Raw genomic sequence first — 25,819 nt, forward strand, 5'->3', positions numbered from 1 at the left:
CATCATGTTATACATTCATTGAATCGATTTATGAAAGCTGAAAACAACCCATACGCATGGATGTTACAACATGTTGAAAGTTTCCGTGCAGTGGATGAATTTGTTGTTGAAATTCAATTACATACGGTAAATAGGATGTTTTTACATATGCTAAGCGCAGAACAGTGTTCTATCGTAATTGAAGATGAAGCAGGAAACTTCATAGGTACAGGGCCTTTTATATTACGAGAGAAGAATACACATTTATTTGCATTAGAAGTACATGATTTATATTATCGTGAAAGACCTTTTCTTGACCGAATTGAACTATTGAATGTGGAGCAAAATGTAAATACTTATGACGTGTTAGTAAAGGCGCAGTATAAAGATAAAGAAAATCTCCATAAAGAACTTTCACGGCTCGAATCGAACGTGACATATGTAACGTGTAATCTTGTAAAAGAAGGGCCAATGCAAGATGAACTGTTTCGAAAAGCGCTATATAAAATTATTCATGGCGATAAAATCGTTCAAGAACTCGGCGGAGAACGTGGAGAAGTGGCAAAGAAACTAATATTAGCAAATGAAAGCATAGTAGAAATTGAGGAAGATATCGAAAGTTTAATTAAGAGAAGTACGTATCATAATGAAGTGCTACAACTTTATACATTTACAGGACGAGATCACGTTGAAGATGCACAATGGATACAAAAAGAGTGTGCGAAGTACGGGGTTTGTGTAGAAAATAATTTTCTTAAAATAGAAGAGCTGTTAGAAATAAGTACGATACAAAAGGCGGATATGATGCATGATAGCGCAACAATTAGCGAACGAATAGAAGATAGTTTACTATATATGTTTCTTACAAAAAACAGTTTTATTCATGGGCAAGGTAGCATGGACTTTCATGAATCATTGTCCTCTTATTTTAAACAAGAACAAGTAGAGAAAAGAGTTACACTGTTACGCGATATTGAAGACACTTTGTTACGTCAAATTCATATAATTCCTTTATACCGTAACAAACAACAAGTAACTTCTCATGAAAAAGTACAAAATATAATGATTAATTCACAAGGGTGGATTGATTTTTATGAAATATGGTTTACATGTTGATATATAAGGGTTTTTACGCATTTTATAAGATGTGTGAGAACCCTGTTTTTTTGTGTGAAACAGGGTTGTTTTACACATTGTTACGCTACTCGTGATAAAAGTCTATTTACAGCGTAACAGTGTTATGTTACATTGTTATCAGGAAGGAGTGTTATACAGTTGAGTACAGATTTAATTTCAAAAAAAGATTTATTAGAACTTACTGGTATTTCATACGGACAATTATATAGGTGGAAAAGAAAAAATTTAATACCGGAAGATTGGTTTGTACGAAAGTCTACATTCACGGGTCAGGAAACATTTTTTCCGAAAGAAAAGATATTAGAGCGTATTGATAAAATTCAAACGATGAAAGAGGATCTATCACTTGATGAACTAGCAAATATGTTTTCGCCGAGTGTGAGGGAAATTCTTTTAACAAAGGAAGACATTTTACGTAAGGGGATTGCATCAGAACCAGTTTTACAATTTTTCATAGAACAAACGAATAAAACAGCGGAGTTTCAATTTGTAGATATTCTTTATGTGTACATGTTAGAAGAATTACTACAATCGGGAGAGATTAGTTTAGAAGAAGGAAAAATGGTCTTGCAAGTTTTAAGTGGAAATTATGAAGCAATGAAACATAAAACGTGTGACTTAATTATTGTCCGAAAGTTAGGGGTTTCTACATGTTTCTTAGTTTCAAACGTGGACGACTTAATTTTTGAAAAAGGCACCAAAATCGTTTTACGCGAAGCGATTATGAAATATACCGAAGCATTAAAAACTAAATTGTTGTAGTGGAGGAGAAAGTATGCGTACAGATAATTTGATTATAAATGGTTACGGTTCATCGAATGGCGGCGAGTTTCATAAAGTGCAATTAAACGGAAAAGGAACTGTGAATGGAAATGTTGAATGTGAGCAATTTGAATGTAACGGTTACGGTACAGTTACTGGCGACTTGAAAAGTAGCAGAGCACGAATTAGCGGATCTGGTAAAGTTGATGGCACAGTTCATGCTGAAACGATGCGAATTGATGGAAAAGCTACAATTACGCAAAATGTAAAGGCAAACAGTTTGAAAATTGCAGGAAAAGGTACGATAGGTGGAAATGTCACAGGTGAAGAATTCAAAGTTAATGGTCAAGCAACAATTGACGGTAATTGTGAAGTGGATACTTTTTCTTCAGAAGGACAATTTACAATTGGAGGATTATTAAGTGCTGATGAAATAAATATTAATATTCACGGTACATGTCGCGCGAAAGAAATTGGTGGTCAAACGATTAAAGTAAGACATAGATCAGGTACATTAAGTAGGCTATTTAAAACAGTATTTGGCTTGCAGTTAGAATCTGAACTATTAGAAGGTGACAATATTGATATTGATTATGCTCACATAAGAACGGTAAGAGGAAACAATATTACAGTAGGACCGAACTGTGAGATTGAACTCATTGAATATACAGGTGTTCTGACTGTTGATAAAAGCGCAAATGTAAAAGAAATTAAGCAGGTTTAATGGGAGGGAGAAAGCAATATGGAACATCCACATAGTCTCACAGTAAATGGTTCCGGTAATTCAGCAGGCGGAGATTATAATAAAGTGAAGATTCGCGGTGAAGGAACGATTTCTAATGATATGAGCTGTAATGAATTTAAAACGTACGGCACGAGTGATGTACGGGGTAATATGAAAGTGAAAAATTATGTTGTGTATGGAGATAGTGAAGTACAAGGAAATGTAGATGCAGAATATGTAAAAGTATACGGTAATACACAAATTCATGGTGATGCACATATTGAAAAAACAAAAGTTAGAGGTATGATAGATATTGCGGGGAAGTTTTCAGGTGATTATGTCGATGTAAAAGGTGCTTTAAATGTGAGGGGAAATATTGAAGTAGAAGATTTATCATTAACTGGTGGTCTTGAAAGTGATGGATTACTTAATGCTGAAAATATTCAAATCTCACTTCGTTATGAAGGAAGTAAGGTAAGAGAAATTGGTGGTAAAAACATTACGATTCGTAAAAAAGCGAGATTTCTTCCTTTTATTAGTCATGTTGGAAACCTCCAAACTTCAATTGTGGAAGGAGATGATATTTATTTAGAACATACGATTGCTGAAGTAGTGAGAGGAAACAACGTTACAATTGGCCCTGGGTGTGAAATTAGTGTTGTAGAATATCATACTAGTTTTAATCAAAAGGGTAATGCAGTCGTTAAAGAACATAAACAAATATAAGTAGTACGAGGGAGAGCAAGGTTATGGTTGAGAAGAATAATAAGCTCGGCTTTGTTGTGGCGGGCTTATTGCTAGGTATTTTAATGGCATCAATGGATAATACCATTGTCGTAACAGCGATGGGAACAATTGTTGGTGACTTAGGAGGTCTTGAAAACTTTGTATGGGTCGTTTCTGCCTATATGGTCGCAGAAATGGCAGGCATGCCGATATTCGGTAAACTATCAGATATGTATGGTAGAAAGAGATTCTTTATTTTTGGTTTAATCGTTTTTATGATTGGTTCGGCACTTTGTGGTACTGCTGAAAATATTACACAGTTAGGTATTTATCGTGCCATTCAAGGTATTGGCGGCGGGGCATTAGTGCCGATCGCGTTTACTATCGTTTTTGATATTTTCCCTCCTGAAAAGCGCGGGAAAATGGGCGGTTTATTCGGAGCAGTATTTGGTTTATCGAGTATTTTTGGACCGTTGCTTGGCGCGTATATTACAGATTATATTAGCTGGCACTGGGTATTTTACATTAACTTACCGCTTGGCATTTTAGCACTTATTTTTATTATATTCTTTTATAAAGAGTCACGAGTTCATAGAAAGCAAAAAATTGACTGGTTTGGTGCAATTACTTTAGTTGGTGCAGTAGTTTGTTTAATGTTTGCTTTAGAGCTTGGCGGACAAAAGTATGACTGGGATTCTAGCTTTATTTTAAGTTTATTTGGTGCATTCGCTATTTTAATTGTTGCATTTATTTTTATTGAACGAAAAGTAGAAGAGCCAATCATATCATTTGAGATGTTTAAGAAGCGCTTATTCGGAATGAGTACAATTATTGCATTATGTTACGGTGCTGCGTTTATGTCAGCAACTGTGTACATACCGTTATTCATTCAAGGTGTATACGGTGGTACCGCAACAAACTCAGGATTACTACTATTACCGATGATGTTAGGATCAGTTGTAACAGCGCAATTAGGTGGATTTTTAACGACGAAGCTTAGCTACAGAAACATTATGATTATTTCTGCTGTTATTATGCTAATAGGACTATTCTTATTAAGTACATTAACGCCAGAAACAAGTCGTGCATTATTAACAGTGTATATGATTATTATCGGATTTGGGGTTGGTTTCTCATTCTCTGTACTAAGTATGGCGGCTATCCACAACTTTGGTATGGAACAGCGAGGGTCTGCGACTTCAACGAGTAACTTTATTCGTTCATTAGGCATGACGCTTGGTATTACAATCTTCGGAATGATCCAAAGAACAGGTTTCCAAGATCAATTAGAAGAAGCATTTAAGGGTATGAGCGGAGGAATGAATACAAACGCTTTAGGAGATTCAAGAGCTATTCTATCAGAAGCGGCAAGATCTCAAATTCCACCGCAAATATTAGATAAAATTATTGATGCTCTTTCTAGCTCAATTGTCCAAACATTTATGTGGGCATTGGTACCAGCTGGTTTAGCATTCATATTTATTTTCTTTATGGGAAATGAGCGCATGGTAATGAAGAAACAACAAAAGAATAAAAAGAGCGAAACATCTAAAGCGTAATGAAAAAGCTCCCTTCCAATTGGAAAGGAGCTTTTTCGTATGTACGGATTTAGATTAGCCTTCGATGATTTCGTATTCTTCGTCTGCTAATAATAAAATTTGTGTTTTCTTACCTTTGTTTTGAACTTCGATTACATCGTAAGCACCTAGGTCTCTTATTTTGCTTTGAGAAGCGTTAACCATAACTTCAATAGAATCAATTAAGATATCTTCTTCAATGTATGATTCAGGCAATGCCATATCTTCAGTATCTAATACACATGCGTATAGATTTTGTAAGTTTTCAGCAGTTGGATTTTGTTCTTCAACATCAATGATATTTTTTACTGCTTCCATATTTTCTTCTTTTGCTTGGTATACTTTAATTTTAGCCATTGTTTTAATCTCCTTTATAACGTAATCGTAGAGGCTACACTTCATTATAACGTTTTTTTTATGAAAGATGAAATTGTTATATGTATTTATAGGAAAATTTATGCGTTATTACTCATTATTGGCGTAATTTCATTATTAATGAGATGAGTAGGTAGCTATATTCCTACGTTAAAGTTATATTGTCCAAGCTTTTCTCATATCCCGCTCATATTATGTGTATGAGATAAAACATATAGAGAAGGGATGGAGTGTAAGTGGGTTGTGAGCCGAAACGAAATGATCGATGTTGCCAAAATAGTATTTGTGAATTTTTGCGAAGTCTAGAGCCTTTTACAAAAGTTGAGAGTATTGTAATTGCCGGAAACGAAATTGTTGTATCTTATTTTCTTTCATTTAATAAGAAGAATGGTGTCGTATCCTTCGTACAAGAGGACGATGAGGTTATTTTTGTAGATTGCTCTAAGATTGATGCAATTCGAATAGGAAAAGTTTGTAGTTGTAAAACGAAAGTCAAATTTATTGAAGAGGATTTTAGTCTACTTGGAAACGTTTGTCCGCAATGTTTAACAGAGGGAAGCACACTCTTTTTTGACTTTCACAATTCAGAATTGAATTTATCACTGCAAGCAAAAACAATTGATGCACCTAGTTGTACTAAGTTTATAGATGAGATGGGAAATGTAGTAAAGCAAATTACTATAATAGGTGAAGCAATTGTTTCTAAAGATTTTGTTCAAGTGCCTGAATTATTAAGTTTTCGATTCGTACTATCTGATACGGCGGAGAATCCTTTAAAGTTTGGGCTACTGTTCATTAATTTCCCAGATCTTACGTTTATTATTCTTTTCGCATCGAGTGGATACCTCAACATTTCGAACTGTTTGAAAATAGAGAGTGGAGCTGGTAATACCGAGATAGAAGAGATGAGAAAGATGATATCGAATGACGATAATACGTACACATCAGTTGTTCAAGTGACTAAAGTATATAAAAACGGGGCAACAGAATCATTTGTTTATAAGAATGAGTTATAACATATATATTTAAATGAACCCTTAAACTAATGTTGAGGGTTTTTACATAATAAAAGATTATAGATTGTGAATTATTATTATTAAGTATATTATCCGTAAACCTATACACTAGAAAGTCATTTGCTTTTTGATTAAATGTTATAATAATTTTATATTTATGAATAATTTATAATTATATGGAATGTAGTAGACGTTTGCTTATATGTAGAAAAGAGTAGAAGTGCATTAGTTCTAAAGAAAGCAGGAATGTAAATGATATATGAAGCGAATATACATACAAAAGAAAAATTAGTTACTATGTTCGAAGATTTCAATAACGTTGTTTTACTTTCTTATTTACAAGGACATATGGGTACCGCTTGGGTAAATAATCTTGAAAATCCAACAGTAGCGCAAGTTACGATAGGGATTTTCACATTTTATGCTGGGGATTCAAATGCGAAAGAAACAGAAGAATTAGTACGTAACATTCCTGATAGAATGTTAGTAATCGTAAATAGTGAAGAGTGGAAAAAGCGTTTAGAAACATGTTACGGAAGAAAAATAGATAAGTTTTTACGCTATAAATTCAAACGTAATACAGAAGTTTTTAATCGTTCAAAATTACAATCTTTTATATCAGCGCTTCCAAAAGGATACGAGTTAAGAAGAATAGATGAACATATCGTAAATAACCCTACATTACATAAAGTCTCTAAAGATTTTACAAGTCAATTTCAATCAGTAGAAGATTATATAAACCGAGGTATAGGGTATTGTATTTTGTATAAAGGAGAAGTTGTATGCGGTGCATCATCATATAGCATTTATGATAATGGCATTGAAATTGAAGTAGCGACTGATCACAATCATAGAAGAAAAGGGTTAGCGACTATAGTTAGTGCAGCACTAATCTTGGACTGTTTAGAAAAAGAGATATACCCAAACTGGGATGCAGCGAATACTACATCTGCAAAACTAGCTGAAAAACTAGGATATGTTTTTGATAAGGCGTATGATACTTATTTTGTGGATAATAGATGAAATCGTATTTTCAAATAAAAGAGCAGTTAGCAAAAGCTAACTGCTCCTCTCCAAAGGGGGAATGGAGAGATACAATCATGTTACTTACATTATTGACGGGAGGTTGATTTTTAATCAATCTCCTATAAAAGTTGAGATAAAATATTTTTAATTAACCCTGAGGATCCAATTAAGAGTACTGATAAAAAAACGATTGAGAATATACTTTTTTTAGGTTTTTTTAATTCTATGTATATGTTAATAATGGCACCAATTGCAACTACAGTAAAGATAATGAGTCTTACTACATCTATCATAAATAACGCTCCTTTTAATTACTTAATTGTATTATATAGGAATTCGCATTTCGATTAGTTTATTTAAATACGATTTAAGGTAATTTTAAACAAACTAATCTTTTATACAAAAGTAAGGTTAAGGAAAAAGATAGCGTAAGTAGTAATAGTATATCTTGTAGAAGCTGATGTAGACCAAATAAAGTAGGGTTATTATCTATGGGCAAGTATAATTAATATATATACTCACTTTAGGTACCTTTACAACTTAAATAATAAAACATGCTTTTCATAATGATCCAAACACCAATTATATTTTTCTAGAATAATTGGATGAACAAATTCTTTCGTAGTATCGACCTCAGTATAGCCATATTTCTTATAAAAGTTTTCTAATTCCTCAAAAGGAAGACAATATACATGTTGTACTTGTAATTTCTTCGCAGTTTCTACTAAAAATGAAACAAGTTCCCCAGCTAATTGTAGACCTCTAAATTTAGGAAGAATAAGTATCCCACCCATTTCTAAAGTATCTTCATCTATTTGGACTAATCGTCCAATACCTGCATACTCATTGTTGTATGTAATAATTGCAACTTTATCTCTTTTTAAATCACTGCGTACAAATCCTATTGAGTCGTATTGATTATTAATCCATTCTAAATCATTAGATGTAGCCATTTGGATACTCATAGACATCCTCCTTCGGAATACTAGCACTATCTTTATTATATAAAACATAATATGCTATATCAAAAGAACCTTGATATAGCATATTTGCAAAATTTATTAGTTGAAGTTGTGGATTTGCTGGTGTTGAAATGATAACGTCAACTAAAAGAGGATAAGAACCTTGTGAATTTAGTGTAAAACTAGTTCGTGTGTTTGGTAACGCATTATTATTTAAGCGTATAGAGTTTATAGGCTTATTTTAATTGGTGTAGCTACTATATTATTGGAACTAGTAAGGAAATATAATAATCACCAGCCTGAGTGATAAAAATCGTATTAGGATTTAGCAAAAAAAACCTCCTGAAAAAGAAAAGGGATTTAAAAATAAGAGCACTTCGAAAAGCGCCCTTCAGTAACGACTACTCATTCTAAAAAGAAAGGATGCAATATATCATATGAAGTTAAGTGTATTTAATTATGGGCCTTTTATATAAAATTTTTATTTTGTTCCGAATAAAAAGGAGGTTGTTTCCGCAACCACCTTTCAGTAAAATAAAGCACTTTTTATGAAATAAATTATGGATGATCCCTAAAAAAGGTTATAGGATATACTCACATTTTTATAACTAAAGTGACGAGCTCAGGTTATAAGAAAGGAACAATTATATTGTATGAAATCTAGACTAGACTCGTCACAAAGAAAGCTGTCTTCTTATTAGAAGGCAGCTTTTTTTTATTAAAAAAGAAGTAGAAATAAAATAGAAGATTAAGTTACTTGTCCAAACAAATTTTTTGAAAATACATAAGATGCTAGTAGTTAGTCAATATTTTAATATTGCCAACTTTTTAGACTAAAAGGAGTGGTTTTATGTGTGATTGTGAAGTTTGTAGAAGAAAGAAAAAACGGGATCCATTAAATCGGTATTCTGAACCAAAAAAACAGGATTCAGAACCATTAAATTCTTATTCGTTTAGTAAAAATGCTAATTTTTTTGAAGAAGCTATACAAACAGATGAGATTGATCAAGTTTCTGAGGAATATATTGAAATAGTTGATTCAGCAGATGTACAAGTTACTACTACAGATACAAAAGCTGCACTATCTATCCAAGCGGCATTACAAGCAGCTATTGTGGTTGTAGTAAGTATTTCTATAGCAGATAGTGAAAAAGCAGATAAAATAACACAAGAATTATTTCAAAAATCATCTATTAAACAAATTAATAGACAAAAAACAATCATTAAAAATTCTAGAAACGTAACCGTAACAACTACTGATACAGATATTGCAGTGAATATTCAAATTCTCCTTCAAATTTTATTAGCTTTACTAGTTAAATTAAACATTTTATAAGGTTTCTAACTTGTTTATATTTAGCGATAAGGGTTTACTCTAAGTAAATGTTTTTTGTTGTAATATGTGGTACAAGCTTGGACTTCTTATTATGACTGAACTAATATTCAAGATTAATGGGAAAGTAAGTGTGGAAAACAAGAGTAAAGGTTAAATACATTATTTAACAGTAAATGAAACTTATATTTATGTGAAGTGAAGGAAAGCTGACTTCTTATTAGAAGCCAGCTTTTTTATTTTATTAGTAAGAACGTTGAAAAGATAATATTCAGTTACTTGTCCAAGCAATTTGTATTAAAAAACATATAATGCTTGTAGTTATTTAAAATCTTTGCAGAAAATTGATTGGAGTGAATATTGTAAATGGATGATTTAAACAAATTTTCTTCCTTTAAATTTGATAAGGATCAAAAGAATATAATCATAGACCTTTTACTCTCAGATATTTTGAATAGGCATGGGATAAGTGAAGAAAAGTTAAAAGATTTATCACCAGAAAAAAAGCAGCAAATTAAAAATATTGTTTCAGAAATACAATCACAAGTTAATAATTATTTAGATTGAAAGGGGGTGAACATATGGACAAAAAATGTCATTCAAATGAAAATAAAAAGTGGAGTGCATTAGATTACTCAAATCCTCATCCATCTTTTAAAAATGCTAGTGTTTCAGAAACAGCTGCGCAAGAAAGTAAAACTTACCAAATTTCTGAAGAATCAATTACAATTGTCGATTCAGCAGATGTAGAAGTTACTACTACAGATACAAAAGCTGCGTTATCTATTCAAGCGGCATTACAAGCAGCTATCGTGGTTATAATAAGTATTTCTATAGCAGATAGTGAAAAAGCTGACCGTGTAGCGCAAGAATTGTTTCAAAAATCATCTATTAAACAAGTTAATAAACAAGAAACTGTTATTAGAAATTCTAGAAATGTTACGGTTACGACTACGGATACAGACATAGCAGTAAATGTTCAAATTCTTCTTCAAATTTTATTAGCTTTACTAGTAAAATTAAATATTTTATAAAATGTTTACCCCCTTTTTTAAATACAGTGTTTCTTATAGGGGAATGTAGTACAGGCTATAAATATTTATCATAACTGGACTAATATTCAATATCGCCAAAATAATAATGCAAACAATCTGATGGGAAATAAAGTTTGGTTATTGTATAAAAATCTAAAAGCCACTTCCTTTATTATTGGATTTGGCTTTTAAATTTTAAATGGTTAAATAAAATTAAAGAATTAAATACAAAAACTCACAAAATTATTCGTGTTATAGTAAAAATAAAAAAGTGGTTTAAATGGCATTACTTTCATTAACAGTTCAAGTTTTGAAGAATAGTGCATACAATATAAAGTGTTTTCCTTTCTTCATTTAAGTTTTACGTATATAATTTAAAAGTACTATTTTTATTTTATATTTTTTATATTTATAACAGAATAGAGGTTTAAAAATGGGTGTTAAAATCATTACGGATAGTGCGGCGGATTTACCGGTAGAATTGCTGCAAGCATATGATATTGATTTAATTCCACTCCGTGTTTATGATGAAGCAGAAACAGAGTATTTAGATGGAGTTACATTAGAGTCAGTTACATTATTGCAAAATATGAGAGAAGGCGCTGTTTATAGAACGTCATTGCCTTCGCTTGAAACTTTCCAGGAAAAATTTGTTTCTTATGCAAAAGAAGGTAATCCTTGTATATATTTAGCTTTTTCATCTGAACTGTCTGGTACATATCAATCATCAGTTCTCATTAAAGAGGAAGTAAAAGAAACATATGCTAACTTAGATTTAGAAATTATCGATACGAAATGTGCCTCGCTCGGTCAAGGGCTTGTCGTATTAGAAGCTGCTAAAATGGCGAAAAACGGTGCATCAAAAGAAGATATTTTAAAACGTGTTGATTTTCTAATGAACCATATGGAACATATCTTCACTGTAGCTGATTTACAGTACTTAGTGAGAGGTGGACGTTTAAGTAAAGTCGCAGGATTTATCGGTGGTTTACTAAACATTAAGCCGATCTTAAACGTGGAAGAAGGAAAGCTTGTACCACTTGAAAAAGTTCGAGGGAAAAAGAAAGTACTTGGCCGAATTGTCGATATAATGGAGGAGCGCGGAAAGGAACTTAAAGGTCAAACCATCGCAATGACTCATGGTGATGACTTAGAAACAGCTGAAGCGTTAAAAGCATTAATTACTGATAGATTTGGCTGTGAAGTATTTATTGTAAATACAATTGGTGCAGCAATCGGAGCACATACAGGACCGGGTGTTATAACGTTATTTTTCTTAAATGAAGTCGAGTAAAGGATTGATCTTTTGATCAATCCTTTTTTCTTATTAATCTGTAATAATCGGTCGATATGGTATCGGTGAAGATAAAATCATCGAAGTTTTGACAGTTCCAAATGGTATAACGATATCAATTAATTCCTCTAATTCTTTCATAGAGTGAACCGCTACCTTTAAATAATAGCTACTTTCACCTGTTACTCGATGACATTCGAGTATTCTATATTCTTCGTAGATTTTCTCCTCAAATTTTTTACAAGGAATCTTTAGATTTTCAATTCTTAAAAATGCTTGAATTGATTTTCCTACTGCATCTAATGATATCCGTGCAGTATATTTCTCGATTATTCCAGTATCTTGTAATCTCTTTAGCCTTTCGGTAACACTAGGGCGGCTGAGGTGTAAGTGCTCAGTCATTTCTGTAATCGTCATTCTCGCATCTTCTTGTAGTAATAACGTAATTTTCTTGTCAATTTCATCCATGAATTATGCTCCTTTGCAAAATTGAAATTAAATTTCTGAAATAAATACATAATATAAAATCTAATGTTAAATTACATACACTTTTGTATATTGAATAGAATGATAACTTTCTATAATTAAAATATAAATGGAGGTGCATGTAATGTCTAATCATTTTGGTGAAACAATTTCTATTAAAAAGGGAACAGCCTTATACGTCGGAGCGGTTCTAGGATCAGGAATTCTTATATTACCTGGTATGACAGCGAGTGTAGCAGAGGGGAATGCAATTGTTTCTTGGCTTGTTATGATATTACTTAGTATTCCACTTGCATTCACATTCGCATTTTTATCGATAGAGCATCCAAGTGCTGGTGGAATAGCTACTTTTGCAGAAAAAGCTTTCGGTAAAAAGATAGGTGCTATTATAGGATGGTGTTTTTTTATTGCAGGTAGCGTTGGGCAAATCGTAGTCTCAATGACTGGTGGAATGTATATAGTGAGAGTGTTTAATTTATCATCATATTTTTCTTACATTATAGCGCTTATTATTTTAAGTACTTCAATTGTTTTTAATTTATATGGGTTAAAAATGAGTGGGTGGTTTCAAGTATGTATTGGTGTATTAACTTTCTTTATTTTAATCGTAACTATTATTAGTTCGCTATCTTATATTGAAATGAAGAATATAAATGTACATATTTCTATGCAAGAAATAAATCCAATTTTAGAGGCATCATTATTAATTTTTTGGTCTTTTTTCGGCTGGGAAGCTATTGCAAGTTTAGCTCCAGAATTTAAAACACCTAGAAAAAGAAATATTATTTTATCTACGGCATTTGCGATTGTTATTATTGGAGTTTTATATGTTGGTATTGCATTATCAGTAATTGGAACGAAATCTTATCATATAAATGCTGATAATACTACAGCTCTCGTGCTTGTAATCAAGCAAACTTTAGGTGACCAATTTGCATGGGTAATTGGATTTTTAGCTTTTATCATTTGTTTAGGGACGACAAATGCCTTTATTGCAAGTATGGGTCGCTTAGGTTATTCACTAGGGAGAGAAGAAATTGCACCTCTTTATTTAGGATATATTAATAAAAAAAGAGAAACACCAACAAATGCAGTAAAAGTTGTAGGTTGTATTGCAATAATAGGTTTGCTAATAAGTTTCGTTTTTCATATTAGTATAGATAAAATTGTATTAATACCGAATTCGTTAGGAATTGTTACATATATAGTAGGTACTGCGGCTGGGATGAAATTAATAAAGAATAAGTTAGGTAAATTTTTTTCTATAGTAGCTTTTACATGTTGCGTAGTAGTTTATCCTTTTATTGGAGGAGTAATATTGATTCCAGTGGCAGTAGCATTTATCTGTTTATGTTATGTGCGTTTCAGTAGTGTAAGCAAAGGGCATAAATAAGAATGTTTGTATAGAAATCTAAATATTTAAAGATATTAAAATTTTTCTATTTCATATATAATTGTGTAGGGAGAAATATCTGTAACTATTTGTAAAAATAGGAGGCGGCTATAAAAATGAATGAAGTTGCTACGTGGGATTTAGATCGATTGTATTCAAAGGGGGATATTCTAGTACCAATATTGGAGTTGAAAGAACAATATTTTGTAACAAAAGATATAGGTCTTCTTTCAAAACTTATACAAGCTATTGAAAAAGCAGAATACTATTTGTACTGTCGATCGGCTGAAGAAAGTGTTGCATCGGATAATACTAGATTGACTGTGAAAGTAAAGGAATTAAAAAGTGAAGTGCAGCAAGTCATGCAGCAAAGTGAAGTGGAAATTACTGATAATACTAGGCTAATAAAAGATGAACTAAATGCGTGGGAAAATATGTACATACAATTAAGGAATAGGATAGAAATAGAGCACAATAATAAGCAATTATCATTTGGACAAGCAAATCATGTTGCAATGAATAGTGATAATGAAAAGGAAAGACTAGAAGTATTCGAGTCATTAACATGTGCTTTACATAAGGAGAAAGAAATTTTTGCTACTGTATTAAATCAAATAGGAAGATTGCGTAATACAAAGGGTAATGAATTAGAAGATATAGAGATTTTAGCAAGGTCCCTTCATGCGAATGGTATTTCAGAAACTGTATTATTACAAATATGGAATGCGACAGAAGAAAATCTAGATAAATTAGTTAGTGCTTTAAATGTGTATAAGAAAGGCAGAGCTTCGATTACATGGCATGAACTTATGACAGTAAAGGAGAATAATGAGGTTATTATTCCTTTTTCAGTAGCAGTACAAAACATATATGATGCATTAAAAAATATAGATGAAGAATTAGCAGAATTTGCAAGTCATGCGATAGTAAGTGGTTGGGTAGATGCAGAGCCGAGAGAGAATAAATCACCAGGTGGATTTTGTGCTCCTTTTTTCAGTGAGAAAGAATCTCGAATCTCAATGCGTTACGACGGAAGTATCGATAGTGTAAGAGTACTTGCCCACGAACTAGGACATGCTTGGCATTTTTATAATATGAGTTTTGAACAATCCTCTTCTTTTTTAGATGATTATTTGCCAATGAGTACAGCTGAATCAGCATCTATTTTCTTTGAAACGGTGCTTGTAAATTATCTAATTCAAACAACAGATAGTATAGATATGAAAAAGTCATTGCTTAGTTGGAAAATAAGAAACTGTTTTAATTATGTAATGGCAATTCGAGCATCGTACGAATTTGAGAAGAACTTTTACGAGAAATGTAAAGAAAGTCCTTTAAGTGCTGATGAAATTGAGAAATTATCTATAGCAGCGCAAAAAAAAGCATACGGGAATGCATTATTAGAATATCAGCCGTTTGTTTGGGTGAAATATATTCAATTTTATATAGCAGATGTTCCTTTTTATAATTATCCATACACATTTGGCTATTTAGTTAGTTTTAGTTTATTAGAAATAGCGAAAGAAAGGAAAAGTACTTTTCACTTGAAATATAAAGAGTTTTTACGAGAAACAGGAAAAGCTCCAGTGGAAGAACTTATGAAAAAACATTTTGAAATAGATATAATGAGCTATGAATTTTGGGATAAAGCCTTTAAACAAATTTCTAAAGATATTGATGAATATTTGCAACTTATGTAAGGGGAGAGTATAGTGGATCACCAACTTATAAAGGGAATACCTTTTTCAACTTTAGAATATGCAAAAGCTATAAGTTTATTAAAAGGTTGGCTACATGAAAAACAAGAGAAACCAAGATTTGTAGTAACTGCAAATCCTGAAATTGTTATGTCTGCAAAGGAAAGTACGGCTAAATCTAAACAGTTTAAAAAGATGTTACTATCTGCGGATTTAATAACAGCGGATGGAATTGGTGTCATAATTGGCTCGAAAATATTAAAAGGAACGCTGAAAGAACGCGTCACAGGGGCAGATATCACTCACGATTTAATAAAATATTGTAACGATAATAGATACCGCGTCTTTCTTTTTGGAGCTGCTCCAGAAAGTAATAAAAAGGCATTAGAAAAATTAAATGAGCAGTTTCCAGGAGCACAGTTTAAAGGACAGCATGGATTTGTAAATGGTGAGCAAATAGAAGAGGTAAAAATGAAAATAAAGCAATTCAAGCCGCACTTACTGTTAGTAGGACTAGGTTCACCGAAACAAGAAGAATTCATCTATGAAAACATACAAACATTAAACATTCCACTATCTATAGGTATCGGAGGTATGATCGATATAATATCTGGTACTGTAAAAAGAGCACCGAAAATTATGAGGGATACAGGAACTGAATGGTTATATAGATTACTCTCACAGCCGAAAAGATTAAAGAGACAAATCGTACTTCCGAAATTTTTATTGTCGGTTATGTCTGAAAGAATTAAAGGGAGTAATTAATAAAGGAGAGTACATTCATGAACAGAATCGGAATTATCGGAGCAATGCAAATTGAAATAGACTTACTTTTAGAAAAATTAGTTGTACAAGAAGAACAAATAATTGCGGGAATGCCTTTTTACATTGGTGAATTCATGGGAACAGAAATAATTGTTACAAGATGTGGTGTAGGAAAAGTTAATGCAGCCGCATGTACGCAAACGTTAATTCATAAATTTGATGTAGATGCTATCATCAATACCGGTGTTGCTGGCGGGCTACATCCAGATGTAAAAGTTGGCGATGTAGTTATTTCAACTAACGTAACTCATCATGATGTAAGTAAGACTCAAATGAAAAACTTATTCCCGTTCCAAGAGGAATTTCACGCAAGTAAGAAATTAATGGAGTTAGCATGTACTGCATGCAATAGTAGTAGTTTACATATTGGGGTTCATGAAGGAAGAATCGTAAGCGGTGAATGTTTTGTTGAAGATTCAAAACTAAAAGCGAAATTAATAGATGAATATGCACCGCATTGTACAGAGATGGAAGGTGCAGCAATAGGACATGTTGCTTACATAAATGAAGTACCGTTTCTCGTAATACGATGTATTTCTGACAGTGCAGACGATGAAGCACAAATTTCTTATGATGACTTCGCGAAAACGGCCGCAAACTATTGTTCAGAAATTATCGTTGAGATGTTGAAAAATATATCGAGTAAAACTTATAGTTCAAAAGGAGGGAATGAAATGTTACAAGCATTCATTTTTGATATGGATGGAACGTTATTTCAAACAGATAAAATTTTAGAATTATCGTTAGATGATACATTTGATCACTTAAGAACCCTTCAATTATGGGATACGGTAACACCTATTGAAAAATACCGTGAAATCATGGGTGTGCCTTTACCGAAAGTTTGGGAAACTTTATTACCGAATCATTCTATTGAAGTAAGAGAACAAACTGATGCATATTTTTTAGAAAGATTAATTGAAAACATTAAGAGTGGAAAAGGTGCTTTATATCCGAATGTAAAAGAGATTTTTACATATATAAAAGAAAATAATTGTTCAATTTATATTGCAAGTAATGGTTTAACTGAATATTTACGAGCAATCGTATCTTATTATGCTTTAGACCAATGGGTTACTGAAACATTTAGTATTGAACAAATAAACTCGCTTAATAAAAGCGACTTAGTAAAAAGTATTTTGAACAAATATGATATAAAAGAAGCAGCTGTAGTTGGGGATCGTTTATCTGATATAAACGCAGCCAAAGATAATGGTTTATTTGCGATTGGATGTAATTTTGATTTTGCACAAGAAGATGAACTTGTTCAGGCGGATATAGTAATAGATGATTTAATGGAGCTTAAGGGCATTTTACCTAAAGTGCAAAATACGCATGCTATGAATTGAATAAAATAATAACCATAAAAATGCTCAGAATAAATAATTCTTGAGCATTTTTATGTATTTTCATATTAAGGGGGAATTTATTTGAAAGATATACATATTCAACAAATTGAAGATTTAATGATATACGAACACAATTACCTTGTTCAGGAAAGCAAAGAAGAAGGATTTAATTTCCTAATAAAACTAATAAGTGAATATGAAAATAAAATAAACACATTTAATAAAACTGGTGAATGTTTATATGGTATTTTTCAAGGGGAAAAGTTAATTGGAATAGGAGGGTTGAATGAGGATCCTTATACAGAAAATAATAAGATTGGCCGATTAAGGAGATTTTATATTTTAAAGAATTATCGTCGTATAGGACTAGGGAAGTTGTTATTAAACCAACTATTATTTTATGCGGAAAAGAATTTTAAAGTAGTTGTTTTACATACAGATACAAAGCAAGGCGATGCATTTTATACTGCAAATGGATTTGTGAAAGGGGAATTATATCAAGGATCTAGTCACTATAAAGTATTATAGAAAAGGCTGTCAAAACAATATTTTGTTAGTCTCGAGTTCCTATATTTGTAAAGTGGAATTTTAATTTCATTTACCGAAATGATGCTATAAAAAGAGACCTCACCTTCTAAAGATAAGCTTATGAGATCTCTTTTTTATTCAATTATGTTTTTACATTCATTTTCTTCAATAATCCCTTCGGATCACCTTTTACATAATAGAAATGTGGATTATTTTCATCGTCGTAAAGCATAATATAAGGTTTTTCGTTAAGTGGTAGAAGAATAAGTACTTCATCAATTGTTGTTTGTAGCCATTGATTTGTAATAGAAACTGGTTTAGATAAAGGGATTTTTATCATGTGACCATCTTTTGGAACGACATTTAAATTTTTGAACGGGCCAGTAATGGATTTAGCATATTGAACAGCTTCTTTTTGAATAGCTGAATCTAAAGATTGTTTTTGAACGACCATTTCTTTTTGGCAATCAAATACTTCAATTTGTTGATTACTATTTGCGAACACGTTTGTCGATAATAAGAAACAAAGAAGAGTAATGACCCCAATTTTTTTAATCATAATACAACACCTCGTCTTTACTATACCCTTAAAAAGTTCAAATATTTTTCTGTCACATTTATGTAACAAAGAAGTTGTATAATACAATTGGTTTTTGTTTAAAAGCAATGGAGGATCATTCATGAAAGTATTAATTGCAGATGATGAACAAGATATGTTAAGGATTTTAAAAGCTTATTTTGAAAAAGAAGGCTTCGAAGTGTTATTAGCGAAAGATGGAGAGGAAGCACTTCAAATATTTTATGATGAGAAAATTGATTTAGCTATTTTAGATTGGATGATGCCGAAACATAGTGGCATTACTGTCTGTCAGGAAATAAAAAAGAATTCAAGCGTAAAAGTATTAATGCTTACGGCGAAAAGTGAAAGTGAAGATGAATTAGCAGCGCTTCAAAGCGGAGCAGATGAATACGTAAAAAAACCATTTCATCCAGGCGTACTAATTACTAGAGCGAAAAGGCTTGTCCAGCATGACGATGTCATTCAAGTTCAAGATTTGAAAATTGATTTTACGAAAAATAAAGTTTATAAAAATGACAAAGAGTTAGATATTACAAAAACAGAGCTAGAATTAATAAAGTGTTTTTTAAATCATAAAGGCATGATTTTGACTCGTAAAAAATTGTTAGATATCGTATGGGGATTTGACTATTTTGGAGAAGAGCGAACTGTTGATACACATGTAAGAAGATTACGTAAAAAAGTTGGAGAAAATATTATAAAGACGCATCGTGGGCTAGGATATAGTTTGGAGGAACAGAGTGAATAAACTTGGAAAAAAACTATTTCTCAGCATTTCTTTAACTGTTATTCTTATTTTTACGATTTCTTTATTATTAATCAACTATCTTTTACCGAAATATAACATTTATAAAACGCGAGAAAGCTTAGAAGGTATTACAGCACAAATACAGTCCATACCGAGCGAACAACTAGATGAAGCAATTTCTAGCATTGATAATAAAGGAACTGTTACGATTGCGTATACATCAATTAACAATTCGGAAGATCATATTAATGATGAGTTACGTATGCAACTTACAAGGAAAAGAGTTGCCCTTAATAAACTTTGGATTACAAAAGGTGAAATAATAAAAGTAAAGAACTTCGGACAATTGAATAAAATATATGATCAAGAGAAAATCAAATCTAGTTTTTTTGTGAAATATATTGCGAAAAACGATATGTTGATTTTAGTAGGGGTTTCTATCGCACATTCGAATGAAATAATAAAAACGTTAAACACATTTTATTTATTCATTTTAGGCATGACGATTTTACTCATTATTTTACTTGTATGGATATTGTCAAAAACAATTACGACACCACTGAAAGAATTAAGTGATGTCGCAGAAGATATTTCGCGTTTAAAGTTTAAAAAGACAAAAGTGAAAACGAATGATGAAATAGGAGACTTAGCCACTAGTATTAATATCATGAGTAAAAAACTACATGAAGCGCATGAAGATTTAACAGATCGAAATGAACATTTAAAACGATTTATGGGTGATGTGACGCATGAATTAAAAACACCAATAGCACTAGTAAAAGCATATTCTATGGGAATAAAAGATGGTCTAGATGATGGTACGTACATAGATACAATCATTAAACAAACAGATCAAATATCAAATTTAATTGAAGAATTATTACGATTTTCTAAATTGGAAAGAGATGTTTTGCAAAAAGAAGAATTCTCTATTAAATCACTACTTCAAAGTATTATAGATAAGCATAAGATTGAACTGGATTCGAAAGAAATTGATTTGCATGTGAATTATAATGTTGGCGATGCAATTATTTATGCAGATGTAAACAAAATGAGTATGGTATTACAAAATTTAATTTCTAATGCAATAAAATATACAACAAATCAAAATATAAAAATTACTTTAGAAGATCGAAATGAAAGTGTATATTTTCAAATTCAAAATGGTATGAATGCTGAACAAATGATAGATATCGATAAAATTTGGGAGCCTTTTTACGTCTTAGAATCTTCTCGTAGTAAAGACCATTCAGGTACAGGACTAGGTTTAGCAATCGTGAAAAGTATTTTAGAAAGGCATGGTTTTGACTATGGTGTATCTACTATAGAGGGAGAAATACGGTTTTATATAACTATGAAGAATGAATAATTTAAGACAATTAGAAGCATCGTCTATTAATAAGCGATGCTTCTAATTGATTAAATGTGAGTAGTAAAGGAGAATAAATAACTTCGAAAAATCGTTGGAAGAGTGTTCTACAAATTTCTCAAGTGGTTGCATAAAATATTAACTGAATTTTCAGTGATTTTGTTGTATAGTAAAAGGAGAAATATATGGGGAGGAAAGAGTATGGGGAAAAAGAAAATAGCTACACTATCAGCAATATTATCTTTATCAATTGCATCAGGTGTTTCTAGTATGACTGCGTATGCGGACAATAAAGACACAAACTACATAAATAAGAATGACGTTAAATTAAATGGAAAAATTTCAGAAGCGTTACGTTCAAACACGAAGATTGAATTAGAGAATGGGATGACAAAACCGATTTACTCGCTTGATGAAGCGATTGTTGAAAATTTATTTGTAGAAACGGAAGTAGATAGTGATCGAGATGGAAAAAAAGATCGAGTATCAGTAAAAGTTATGCGTCCAAAAACTGATCCAAATGTGAAAGTTCCTGTTATATATGAAATGAGTCCATATCGAGCTGGTTTAAAAGACGTTCCTGTATATAATGTAGATGAAGAATTGTATGCGTATGAAGGTAAACCGTATGGAGCTGTTAATCTTGGTTCATACGGAAATTATTATGTACCAAGAGGCTATGCAGTCATTTTAGGTGAAAGTATTGGAACTGGAAAATCAGATGGATGTCCGACTACTGGGGACGAACAAGAAATATTAGGGACGAAATCTGTCATTGATTGGGTAAATGGACGTGCGAAAGCATATACAGAAAATGGTGAGGAAGTTAAAGCCGATTGGTCAACAGGAAATGTAGGTATGACTGGAGTCTCTTATAATGGTACGTTACCGAATGCTGTTGCAACGACAGGCGTTGAAGGGTTAAAAACAATTATACCAATTGCAGCGATTAGTAGTTGGTATGATTATTATCGTGCAAACGGTGCAGTCATTGCGCCAGGTGGATACCAAGGAGAAGATACAGATAATATGGCAGAAGCAGTACTAACAAGAGAAAATCCTGAAGTTTGTGGACAAGTAATAAAAGAGTTAACAGCAGGACAGGACCGGAAAACTGGTAATTATAATAATTTTTGGGACAAACGTAATTATGTAAAAGATGCTAAAAATGTAAAAGCGAGTGTATTTGTTGTTCATGGTTTAAATGATTGGAATGTAAAGACGAAGCAGTTTGCGCAGTGGTGGGAAGCGCTTGGAGAGAATGGTGTCCCTCGTAAAATGTGGTTACATCAAGGTGGACACGGTGGGACATCAACGAATGACTGGCAAAAAACACAAAATAAATGGTTTGATTACTGGCTATATGGAATTGAAAATGGCATTATGAATGAACCAATGGTTGATGTACAACGTGAAAATAAAACATGGGAAAAATTAAAAAACTGGCCAGATCCAGCAGCTGTACCGTCAAAAATTCGTATGTATTTAAGTAACAAAACAGTTAATTTACCATTGAGCATGGGGGTTGTTAATAAGGTGTTTTCATTCGTAGATGATGCAAAAATGAAATCAAACGAATTAGTAGCAAACCCAGAATTAGAAGTAGCCAATCGATTAGTGTATACAATGCCTGTACTACAAAAAGATATGCGCATAAGTGGCACACCAAAGATTTCAATTACAGGAAATATTGATCGATCTGTATCAAATTTAACTGCTTTACTTGTTGACTATGGAGGAACGAAGCCGGAAATCGTAACAAGGGGCTGGATGGATCCACAAAACTTAAAGAGTATAGAAACTTCAACAGCGATTCAACCGGGCAAAGATTATACATTTACATGGGACATGCAGCCAGATGAATATGTCTTTAAAGCTGGGCATCAAATTGGAGTTGTTTTAATTGCAAGTGATTATGATTATACAATTAGACCAAAAGCGGGCACGAAGCTTACAGTGAAATTAAGTGAAGTGACATTGCCAATTGTGAAATAAATAGTTATGGATAAAGAGTTTACTACAAAGTAAGCTCTTTACATTTTGAAAGGGGGAGTTTAATGTGAATGTTTATTGGTAGATACAAAAAGGCTTACAATAAATAAAAAAATTGCATTTATGATCAATAGGCCACTAAATGTAAGTCCAGCAAAATCTCCAGCGAATCTATCTCCTACTTTTTCACCAATTACATGCAAAGTGGCGAAGAAAACGATGGGGGAAGAAAGAATGAAAATGCCACTGGTAATTTTCCATATTCGTCTATACTTCTTTGCAATAAAGAAAATTACAGCATTAAGAGCAATAAGAAGTAAAAGAAATATAATGAATGAATTCATCATATTCTCCTTTCGATAAAATTCTGAATTTTCATTCGTGGGGGGATGTTATATAATATGATTATATTCTATGGAAAGCGAGTGATATATTATGACAGTCAGCTCTTTCGAATTTTCATTAAAAGTAAAGGTACAGGAAGATTAATTGAATTATAATCTTCCGTACGTAAAAAACGGAGGAGAAAATAAATGTTTAGTTTTTATAGTACACTTTGCACGGAACTTTATGATTTCACAAAGCCTGTCGGTTATTCTTTAAATGGTGATATTGAGTATTACGAAGAACGTTTAAAAAATTGTAGGGGAAGAATTCTCGAAGCAGCGGTAGGATCAGGGCGTGTCATCATCCCACTTCTAGAGGCTGGATTTAAAGTAGATGGGATAGATTATTCACCTGAAATGCTAGAATCGTGCCGCGTGCGATGTAAAGAGAGAAACTTATATCCTAATTTATATGAAGGAAGCTTACAACAATTTTCACTGCCACATAAATACGAGGCAATTATCATTCCTACTGGATCTTTTTGTTTAATTGAAAATCGTGTGGATTCTATAAACGCATTGAAATGTTTTTATGAACATCTTAATCCAGGCGGGCGATTAATCGTAGATATTATGCTTCCCCATGACTGGAAGACTGGAGAAATTCATACATCGACTTTTTCTTTGCCGAGCGGAGACGGAATTACATTAGAAAATAAATCAATTGAAATAGATTGGCTGAACCAAGTTACTCTATCATATTTAAAATATGAAAAATGGAGTAAAGGACAGTTAGTACAAACAGAACTACAGCGCTTTGCGGTACGCTGGTATGGAATAGAAGAGTTTAAACTTCTGTTAGAAAGTATAGGTTTCTCTAACATTACTTGTTCTGCTGATTATGTTTATGAAAAAGAACCGTCAAATGCTAATCAAATGTTTACTTTTGAAGCCGTACGAAAAGAAAAATGAAGAACTACCTAAGAAAACAAGGCAATCGACATAATATCGATTGCCTTGTTTTAATTGTATATTATTTACATACTATTTCGTTTTCATCGTCCAAGCATCTTTCTATTAACTACATATGCTATTTATATTAGAGACAGTCACTATTTTAAATAGAACTGTTATTTTTCTATAAATGTTATTTTGGAGAAGTGGGGGGATAAATTTGGAAAACGTAGAACAAGATAGAATTGAGAATCAAGTGTATTCAAATCGTGTAGTAAGATCAGAATTTGATGCGAATTGGGAAACGTGTATATCAAAAAGTGGTTATGTAATTTATGTAGCAACAAGTAACAATGCTGAAGTAACAGTACTTCTTGCAGATGGTTCAAGTAAATTATTAATTTTTGAAAAAGGCGGTAAAGTAGTAGTAGGTGGCGGTGGAACAAGTCATTACAGTAAGCCGCATATCGCAAGAAATATTTAAGGAGTTAATTGAGAAGAAACCTATAAGTAATATAGAAAAAGCATTTCCTATTTCGGGAAATGCTTTTTCTATGTTATAGTATAATAGTGTTTCAAAACAATGTTATTTTAATATATTTCAGATTTTGTTGTGTATTATTTTTATATTAAATTAGTTGTGTAAGTATTTTTTTATATAAGGAGTAATAATTAGAGAAATGAAAAATATCGACTTTATACTAGAAAGTGATGAGGCATTAAAACCGTCTGAACGATTAGTACTATTATTATTAGAGAAGCATAGAATGTTATATACGAACGATCTATTAGCATTATCTAATTTATCATATAAAACATTAACGGATTCATTAACAGCGCTAGTTTTAAAATCATATGTACTAAAGGAAACAGGCAAGGGAAGAAGACAGAATTGTTATAGATTGGTATGATAAGATTCCTCATTTTAGAGATCATATATTAATGTTCTTTTGAATGTAAGGGTAAATTCTATTTTGGTTTTCAAATGAAAAATACAGGGCAAGGCTCGTTTGCATATTCGAATTTCATTTTTATTAATGTAATTCTATCAGTATTGAAAATAGAAAAATAAAATAAACTGCAAAAAACAGAAATAAAAAAACAATCCGTTTTTAAAATGGATTGTTTTTTATTGGAATAATATTATTTAATGAATGGAAAACAGGAATGATTATTCTACTTCACTTGTATACTTTTCAGGTAATAATTCCATTACGTTACATTTTACAAGTTCACCATTATAAGAGAGTATAACATTCGTATTTTTTCCGTAATCACTTATTAATTCTCGACACATACCACATGGAGCAACAACCCAACATTTTTCTATATCTTCATGAGGGTGTGGGTGTGCAACTGCTACAATGGTATCAAATTCATGATCACCTTCGGAAATAGATTTTCCTATTGCCATGGCTTCACCACATACTGTTATTCTTCCAACATTCGCTTCAACATGCACTGCTGCATAAATATTACCCGTTTTAGTTCGTACAGCTGAACCGATATGATGACGACCATATTTATAGTTTTTTTCGATTACTTTTTCAGCAGATGTAATTAAATTATAGTCTTCACTATTTAAAGGCATTACTTGCAACATAATTTCTCCTCCTTATAAAACATG

Annotated in this window: 29 protein-coding genes; 22 read left to right on the top strand and 7 right to left on the bottom strand. The window is 32.0% G+C overall.

Annotated features, from left to right (window positions below; genetic code table 11):
• The 5 genes from MR079_RS01465 to MR079_RS01485 all read left to right on the top strand — a co-directional run.
• Positions 1 to 1,095: ABC transporter substrate-binding protein (locus MR079_RS01465; RefSeq protein ID WP_242293336.1), on the top strand; the 1,095-nt coding region annotated here is incomplete at its 5' end.
• Between the two features lie 159 nt (positions 1,096 to 1,254).
• Positions 1,255 to 1,878 (top strand): YhbD family protein, encoded by a 624-nt coding sequence (locus MR079_RS01470; protein ID WP_139865879.1) that lies wholly within the window; start codon positions 1,255 to 1,257, stop codon positions 1,876 to 1,878.
• 13 nt (positions 1,879 to 1,891) lie between these two features.
• Positions 1,892 to 2,602, top strand: a complete 711-nt coding sequence (locus MR079_RS01475; RefSeq protein WP_242293337.1) for a bactofilin family protein — start codon at positions 1,892 to 1,894, stop codon at positions 2,600 to 2,602.
• 18 nt (positions 2,603 to 2,620) lie between these two features.
• Positions 2,621 to 3,328 (top strand): cytoplasmic protein, encoded by a 708-nt coding sequence (locus MR079_RS01480; protein ID WP_242293338.1) that lies wholly within the window; start codon positions 2,621 to 2,623, stop codon positions 3,326 to 3,328.
• A gap of 23 nt (positions 3,329 to 3,351) precedes the next feature.
• Positions 3,352 to 4,887, top strand: coding sequence for an MDR family MFS transporter (locus MR079_RS01485; RefSeq protein WP_139865877.1), 1,536 nt, complete (start codon positions 3,352 to 3,354; stop codon positions 4,885 to 4,887).
• A gap of 54 nt (positions 4,888 to 4,941) precedes the next feature.
• Here MR079_RS01485 and MR079_RS01490 read toward each other — a convergent pair whose 3' ends face one another.
• On the bottom strand, positions 4,942 to 5,262 hold the full coding sequence (locus MR079_RS01490; protein ID WP_001062732.1) for a hypothetical protein: 321 nt from the start codon (positions 5,260 to 5,262) through the stop codon (positions 4,942 to 4,944).
• Between the two features lie 254 nt (positions 5,263 to 5,516).
• Here MR079_RS01490 and MR079_RS01495 point away from each other — a divergent pair, with 254 nt between their 5' ends.
• A complete protein-coding gene (locus MR079_RS01495; protein WP_242293339.1) occupies positions 5,517 to 6,296 on the top strand; it encodes a BC_2878 family exosporium-associated protein in 780 nt (259 codons plus the stop codon).
• Between the two features lie 252 nt (positions 6,297 to 6,548).
• Entirely contained in the window at positions 6,549 to 7,319 is a 771-nt protein-coding gene (locus MR079_RS01500; RefSeq protein WP_139865875.1) for a GNAT family N-acetyltransferase, read from the top strand.
• Between the two features lie 122 nt (positions 7,320 to 7,441).
• Here the strand turns inward: MR079_RS01500 and MR079_RS01505 are convergent, their stop codons facing one another.
• Together MR079_RS01505 and MR079_RS01510 are read right to left on the bottom strand one after the other, a co-directional pair.
• A complete protein-coding gene (locus MR079_RS01505) occupies positions 7,442 to 7,615 on the bottom strand; it encodes a hypothetical protein (protein WP_242293340.1) in 174 nt (57 codons plus the stop codon).
• Positions 7,616 to 7,855: 240 nt separating this feature from the next.
• The gene (locus tag MR079_RS01510; protein WP_000027221.1) at positions 7,856 to 8,287 is read right to left on the bottom strand and encodes a GNAT family N-acetyltransferase; all 432 of its coding nucleotides are present in this window, start codon (positions 8,285 to 8,287) and stop codon (positions 7,856 to 7,858) included.
• Positions 8,288 to 9,134: 847 nt separating this feature from the next.
• On the opposite strand from MR079_RS01510, the gene MR079_RS01515 reads away from it, so the two are divergent.
• The 4 genes from MR079_RS01515 to MR079_RS01530 all read left to right on the top strand — a co-directional run bounded on the left by MR079_RS01515 (position 9,135) and on the right by MR079_RS01530 (position 11,945).
• A complete protein-coding gene (locus MR079_RS01515) occupies positions 9,135 to 9,620 on the top strand; it encodes a spore coat protein (protein ID WP_139865874.1) in 486 nt (161 codons plus the stop codon).
• A 363-nt stretch (positions 9,621 to 9,983) separates the two neighbouring features.
• Positions 9,984 to 10,184 (top strand): hypothetical protein, encoded by a 201-nt coding sequence (locus MR079_RS01520; protein ID WP_000342255.1) that lies wholly within the window; start codon positions 9,984 to 9,986, stop codon positions 10,182 to 10,184.
• 14 nt (positions 10,185 to 10,198) lie between these two features.
• Complete coding sequence (locus MR079_RS01525) at positions 10,199 to 10,651, top strand: spore coat protein (protein ID WP_139865873.1); 453 nt, start codon at positions 10,199 to 10,201, stop codon at positions 10,649 to 10,651.
• A gap of 433 nt (positions 10,652 to 11,084) precedes the next feature.
• On the top strand, positions 11,085 to 11,945 hold the full coding sequence (locus MR079_RS01530; RefSeq protein WP_139865872.1) for a DegV family protein: 861 nt from the start codon (positions 11,085 to 11,087) through the stop codon (positions 11,943 to 11,945).
• 33 nt (positions 11,946 to 11,978) lie between these two features.
• Here the strand turns inward: MR079_RS01530 and MR079_RS01535 are convergent, their stop codons facing one another.
• Positions 11,979 to 12,413 (bottom strand): Lrp/AsnC family transcriptional regulator, encoded by a 435-nt coding sequence (locus MR079_RS01535; RefSeq protein WP_000343327.1) that lies wholly within the window; start codon positions 12,411 to 12,413, stop codon positions 11,979 to 11,981.
• Between the two features lie 142 nt (positions 12,414 to 12,555).
• On the opposite strand from MR079_RS01535, the gene MR079_RS01540 reads away from it, so the two are divergent.
• The 5 genes from MR079_RS01540 to MR079_RS01560 all read left to right on the top strand — a co-directional run bounded on the left by MR079_RS01540 (position 12,556) and on the right by MR079_RS01560 (position 18,223).
• Positions 12,556 to 13,824: an APC family permease gene (locus MR079_RS01540; RefSeq protein WP_242293341.1), complete on the top strand. Its 1,269-nt coding sequence runs from the start codon at positions 12,556 to 12,558 to the stop codon at positions 13,822 to 13,824.
• Positions 13,825 to 13,940: 116 nt separating this feature from the next.
• Positions 13,941 to 15,524 (top strand): M3 family metallopeptidase, encoded by a 1,584-nt coding sequence (locus MR079_RS01545; RefSeq protein ID WP_139865870.1) that lies wholly within the window; start codon positions 13,941 to 13,943, stop codon positions 15,522 to 15,524.
• A 12-nt stretch (positions 15,525 to 15,536) separates the two neighbouring features.
• A complete protein-coding gene (locus tag MR079_RS01550) occupies positions 15,537 to 16,286 on the top strand; it encodes a WecB/TagA/CpsF family glycosyltransferase (RefSeq protein ID WP_139865869.1) in 750 nt (249 codons plus the stop codon).
• A gap of 17 nt (positions 16,287 to 16,303) precedes the next feature.
• Positions 16,304 to 17,695 (top strand): 5'-methylthioadenosine/adenosylhomocysteine nucleosidase, encoded by a 1,392-nt coding sequence (locus MR079_RS01555; RefSeq protein ID WP_242293342.1) that lies wholly within the window; start codon positions 16,304 to 16,306, stop codon positions 17,693 to 17,695.
• A gap of 81 nt (positions 17,696 to 17,776) precedes the next feature.
• Entirely contained in the window at positions 17,777 to 18,223 is a 447-nt protein-coding gene (locus tag MR079_RS01560; protein ID WP_139865867.1) for a GNAT family N-acetyltransferase, read from the top strand.
• 142 nt (positions 18,224 to 18,365) lie between these two features.
• Here MR079_RS01560 and MR079_RS01565 read toward each other — a convergent pair whose 3' ends face one another.
• Positions 18,366 to 18,782 carry a hypothetical protein gene (locus MR079_RS01565; RefSeq protein WP_042514963.1) on the bottom strand — a complete coding sequence of 139 codons (417 nt, stop codon included), beginning with the start codon at positions 18,780 to 18,782 and terminating at the stop codon, positions 18,366 to 18,368.
• A 121-nt stretch (positions 18,783 to 18,903) separates the two neighbouring features.
• Between MR079_RS01565 and MR079_RS01570 the strand changes: the two genes are divergently transcribed.
• The 3 genes from MR079_RS01570 to MR079_RS01580 all read left to right on the top strand — a co-directional run bounded on the left by MR079_RS01570 (position 18,904) and on the right by MR079_RS01580 (position 22,915).
• Positions 18,904 to 19,551 carry a response regulator transcription factor gene (locus MR079_RS01570; RefSeq protein WP_139865866.1) on the top strand — a complete coding sequence of 216 codons (648 nt, stop codon included), beginning with the start codon at positions 18,904 to 18,906 and terminating at the stop codon, positions 19,549 to 19,551.
• Positions 19,544 to 20,920: a sensor histidine kinase gene (locus MR079_RS01575; protein WP_242293343.1), complete on the top strand. Its 1,377-nt coding sequence runs from the start codon at positions 19,544 to 19,546 to the stop codon at positions 20,918 to 20,920. The genes MR079_RS01570 and MR079_RS01575 overlap by 8 nt, the downstream gene beginning before the upstream one ends.
• A 201-nt stretch (positions 20,921 to 21,121) precedes the next feature.
• The gene (locus MR079_RS01580) at positions 21,122 to 22,915 is read left to right on the top strand and encodes a Xaa-Pro dipeptidyl-peptidase (RefSeq protein ID WP_139865864.1); all 1,794 of its coding nucleotides are present in this window, start codon (positions 21,122 to 21,124) and stop codon (positions 22,913 to 22,915) included.
• Between the two features lie 59 nt (positions 22,916 to 22,974).
• On the opposite strand, the gene MR079_RS01585 is transcribed toward MR079_RS01580, so the two are convergent.
• On the bottom strand, positions 22,975 to 23,256 hold the full coding sequence (locus MR079_RS01585; RefSeq protein ID WP_242293344.1) for a hypothetical protein: 282 nt from the start codon (positions 23,254 to 23,256) through the stop codon (positions 22,975 to 22,977).
• Between the two features lie 189 nt (positions 23,257 to 23,445).
• On the opposite strand from MR079_RS01585, the gene MR079_RS01590 reads away from it, so the two are divergent.
• The 3 genes from MR079_RS01590 to MR079_RS01600 all read left to right on the top strand — a co-directional run bounded on the left by MR079_RS01590 (position 23,446) and on the right by MR079_RS01600 (position 25,103).
• The gene (locus tag MR079_RS01590; protein WP_139865862.1) at positions 23,446 to 24,210 is read left to right on the top strand and encodes a class I SAM-dependent methyltransferase; all 765 of its coding nucleotides are present in this window, start codon (positions 23,446 to 23,448) and stop codon (positions 24,208 to 24,210) included.
• A 202-nt stretch (positions 24,211 to 24,412) separates the two neighbouring features.
• Entirely contained in the window at positions 24,413 to 24,676 is a 264-nt protein-coding gene (locus MR079_RS01595) for a hypothetical protein (RefSeq protein ID WP_000432426.1), read from the top strand.
• 196 nt (positions 24,677 to 24,872) lie between these two features.
• Positions 24,873 to 25,103, top strand: coding sequence for a hypothetical protein (locus tag MR079_RS01600; RefSeq protein ID WP_000789031.1), 231 nt, complete (start codon positions 24,873 to 24,875; stop codon positions 25,101 to 25,103).
• A gap of 260 nt (positions 25,104 to 25,363) precedes the next feature.
• Here the strand turns inward: MR079_RS01600 and MR079_RS01605 are convergent, their stop codons facing one another.
• Positions 25,364 to 25,795, bottom strand: coding sequence for a cytidine deaminase (locus MR079_RS01605; protein ID WP_242293345.1), 432 nt, complete (start codon positions 25,793 to 25,795; stop codon positions 25,364 to 25,366).
• Between the last annotated feature and the right edge of the window lie 24 nt (positions 25,796 to 25,819).

This window comes from Bacillus cereus group sp. BfR-BA-01381, from assembly GCF_022663555.1.
In the GTDB taxonomy this organism is placed as follows: domain Bacteria; phylum Bacillota; class Bacilli; order Bacillales; family Bacillaceae_G; genus Bacillus_A; species Bacillus_A pacificus.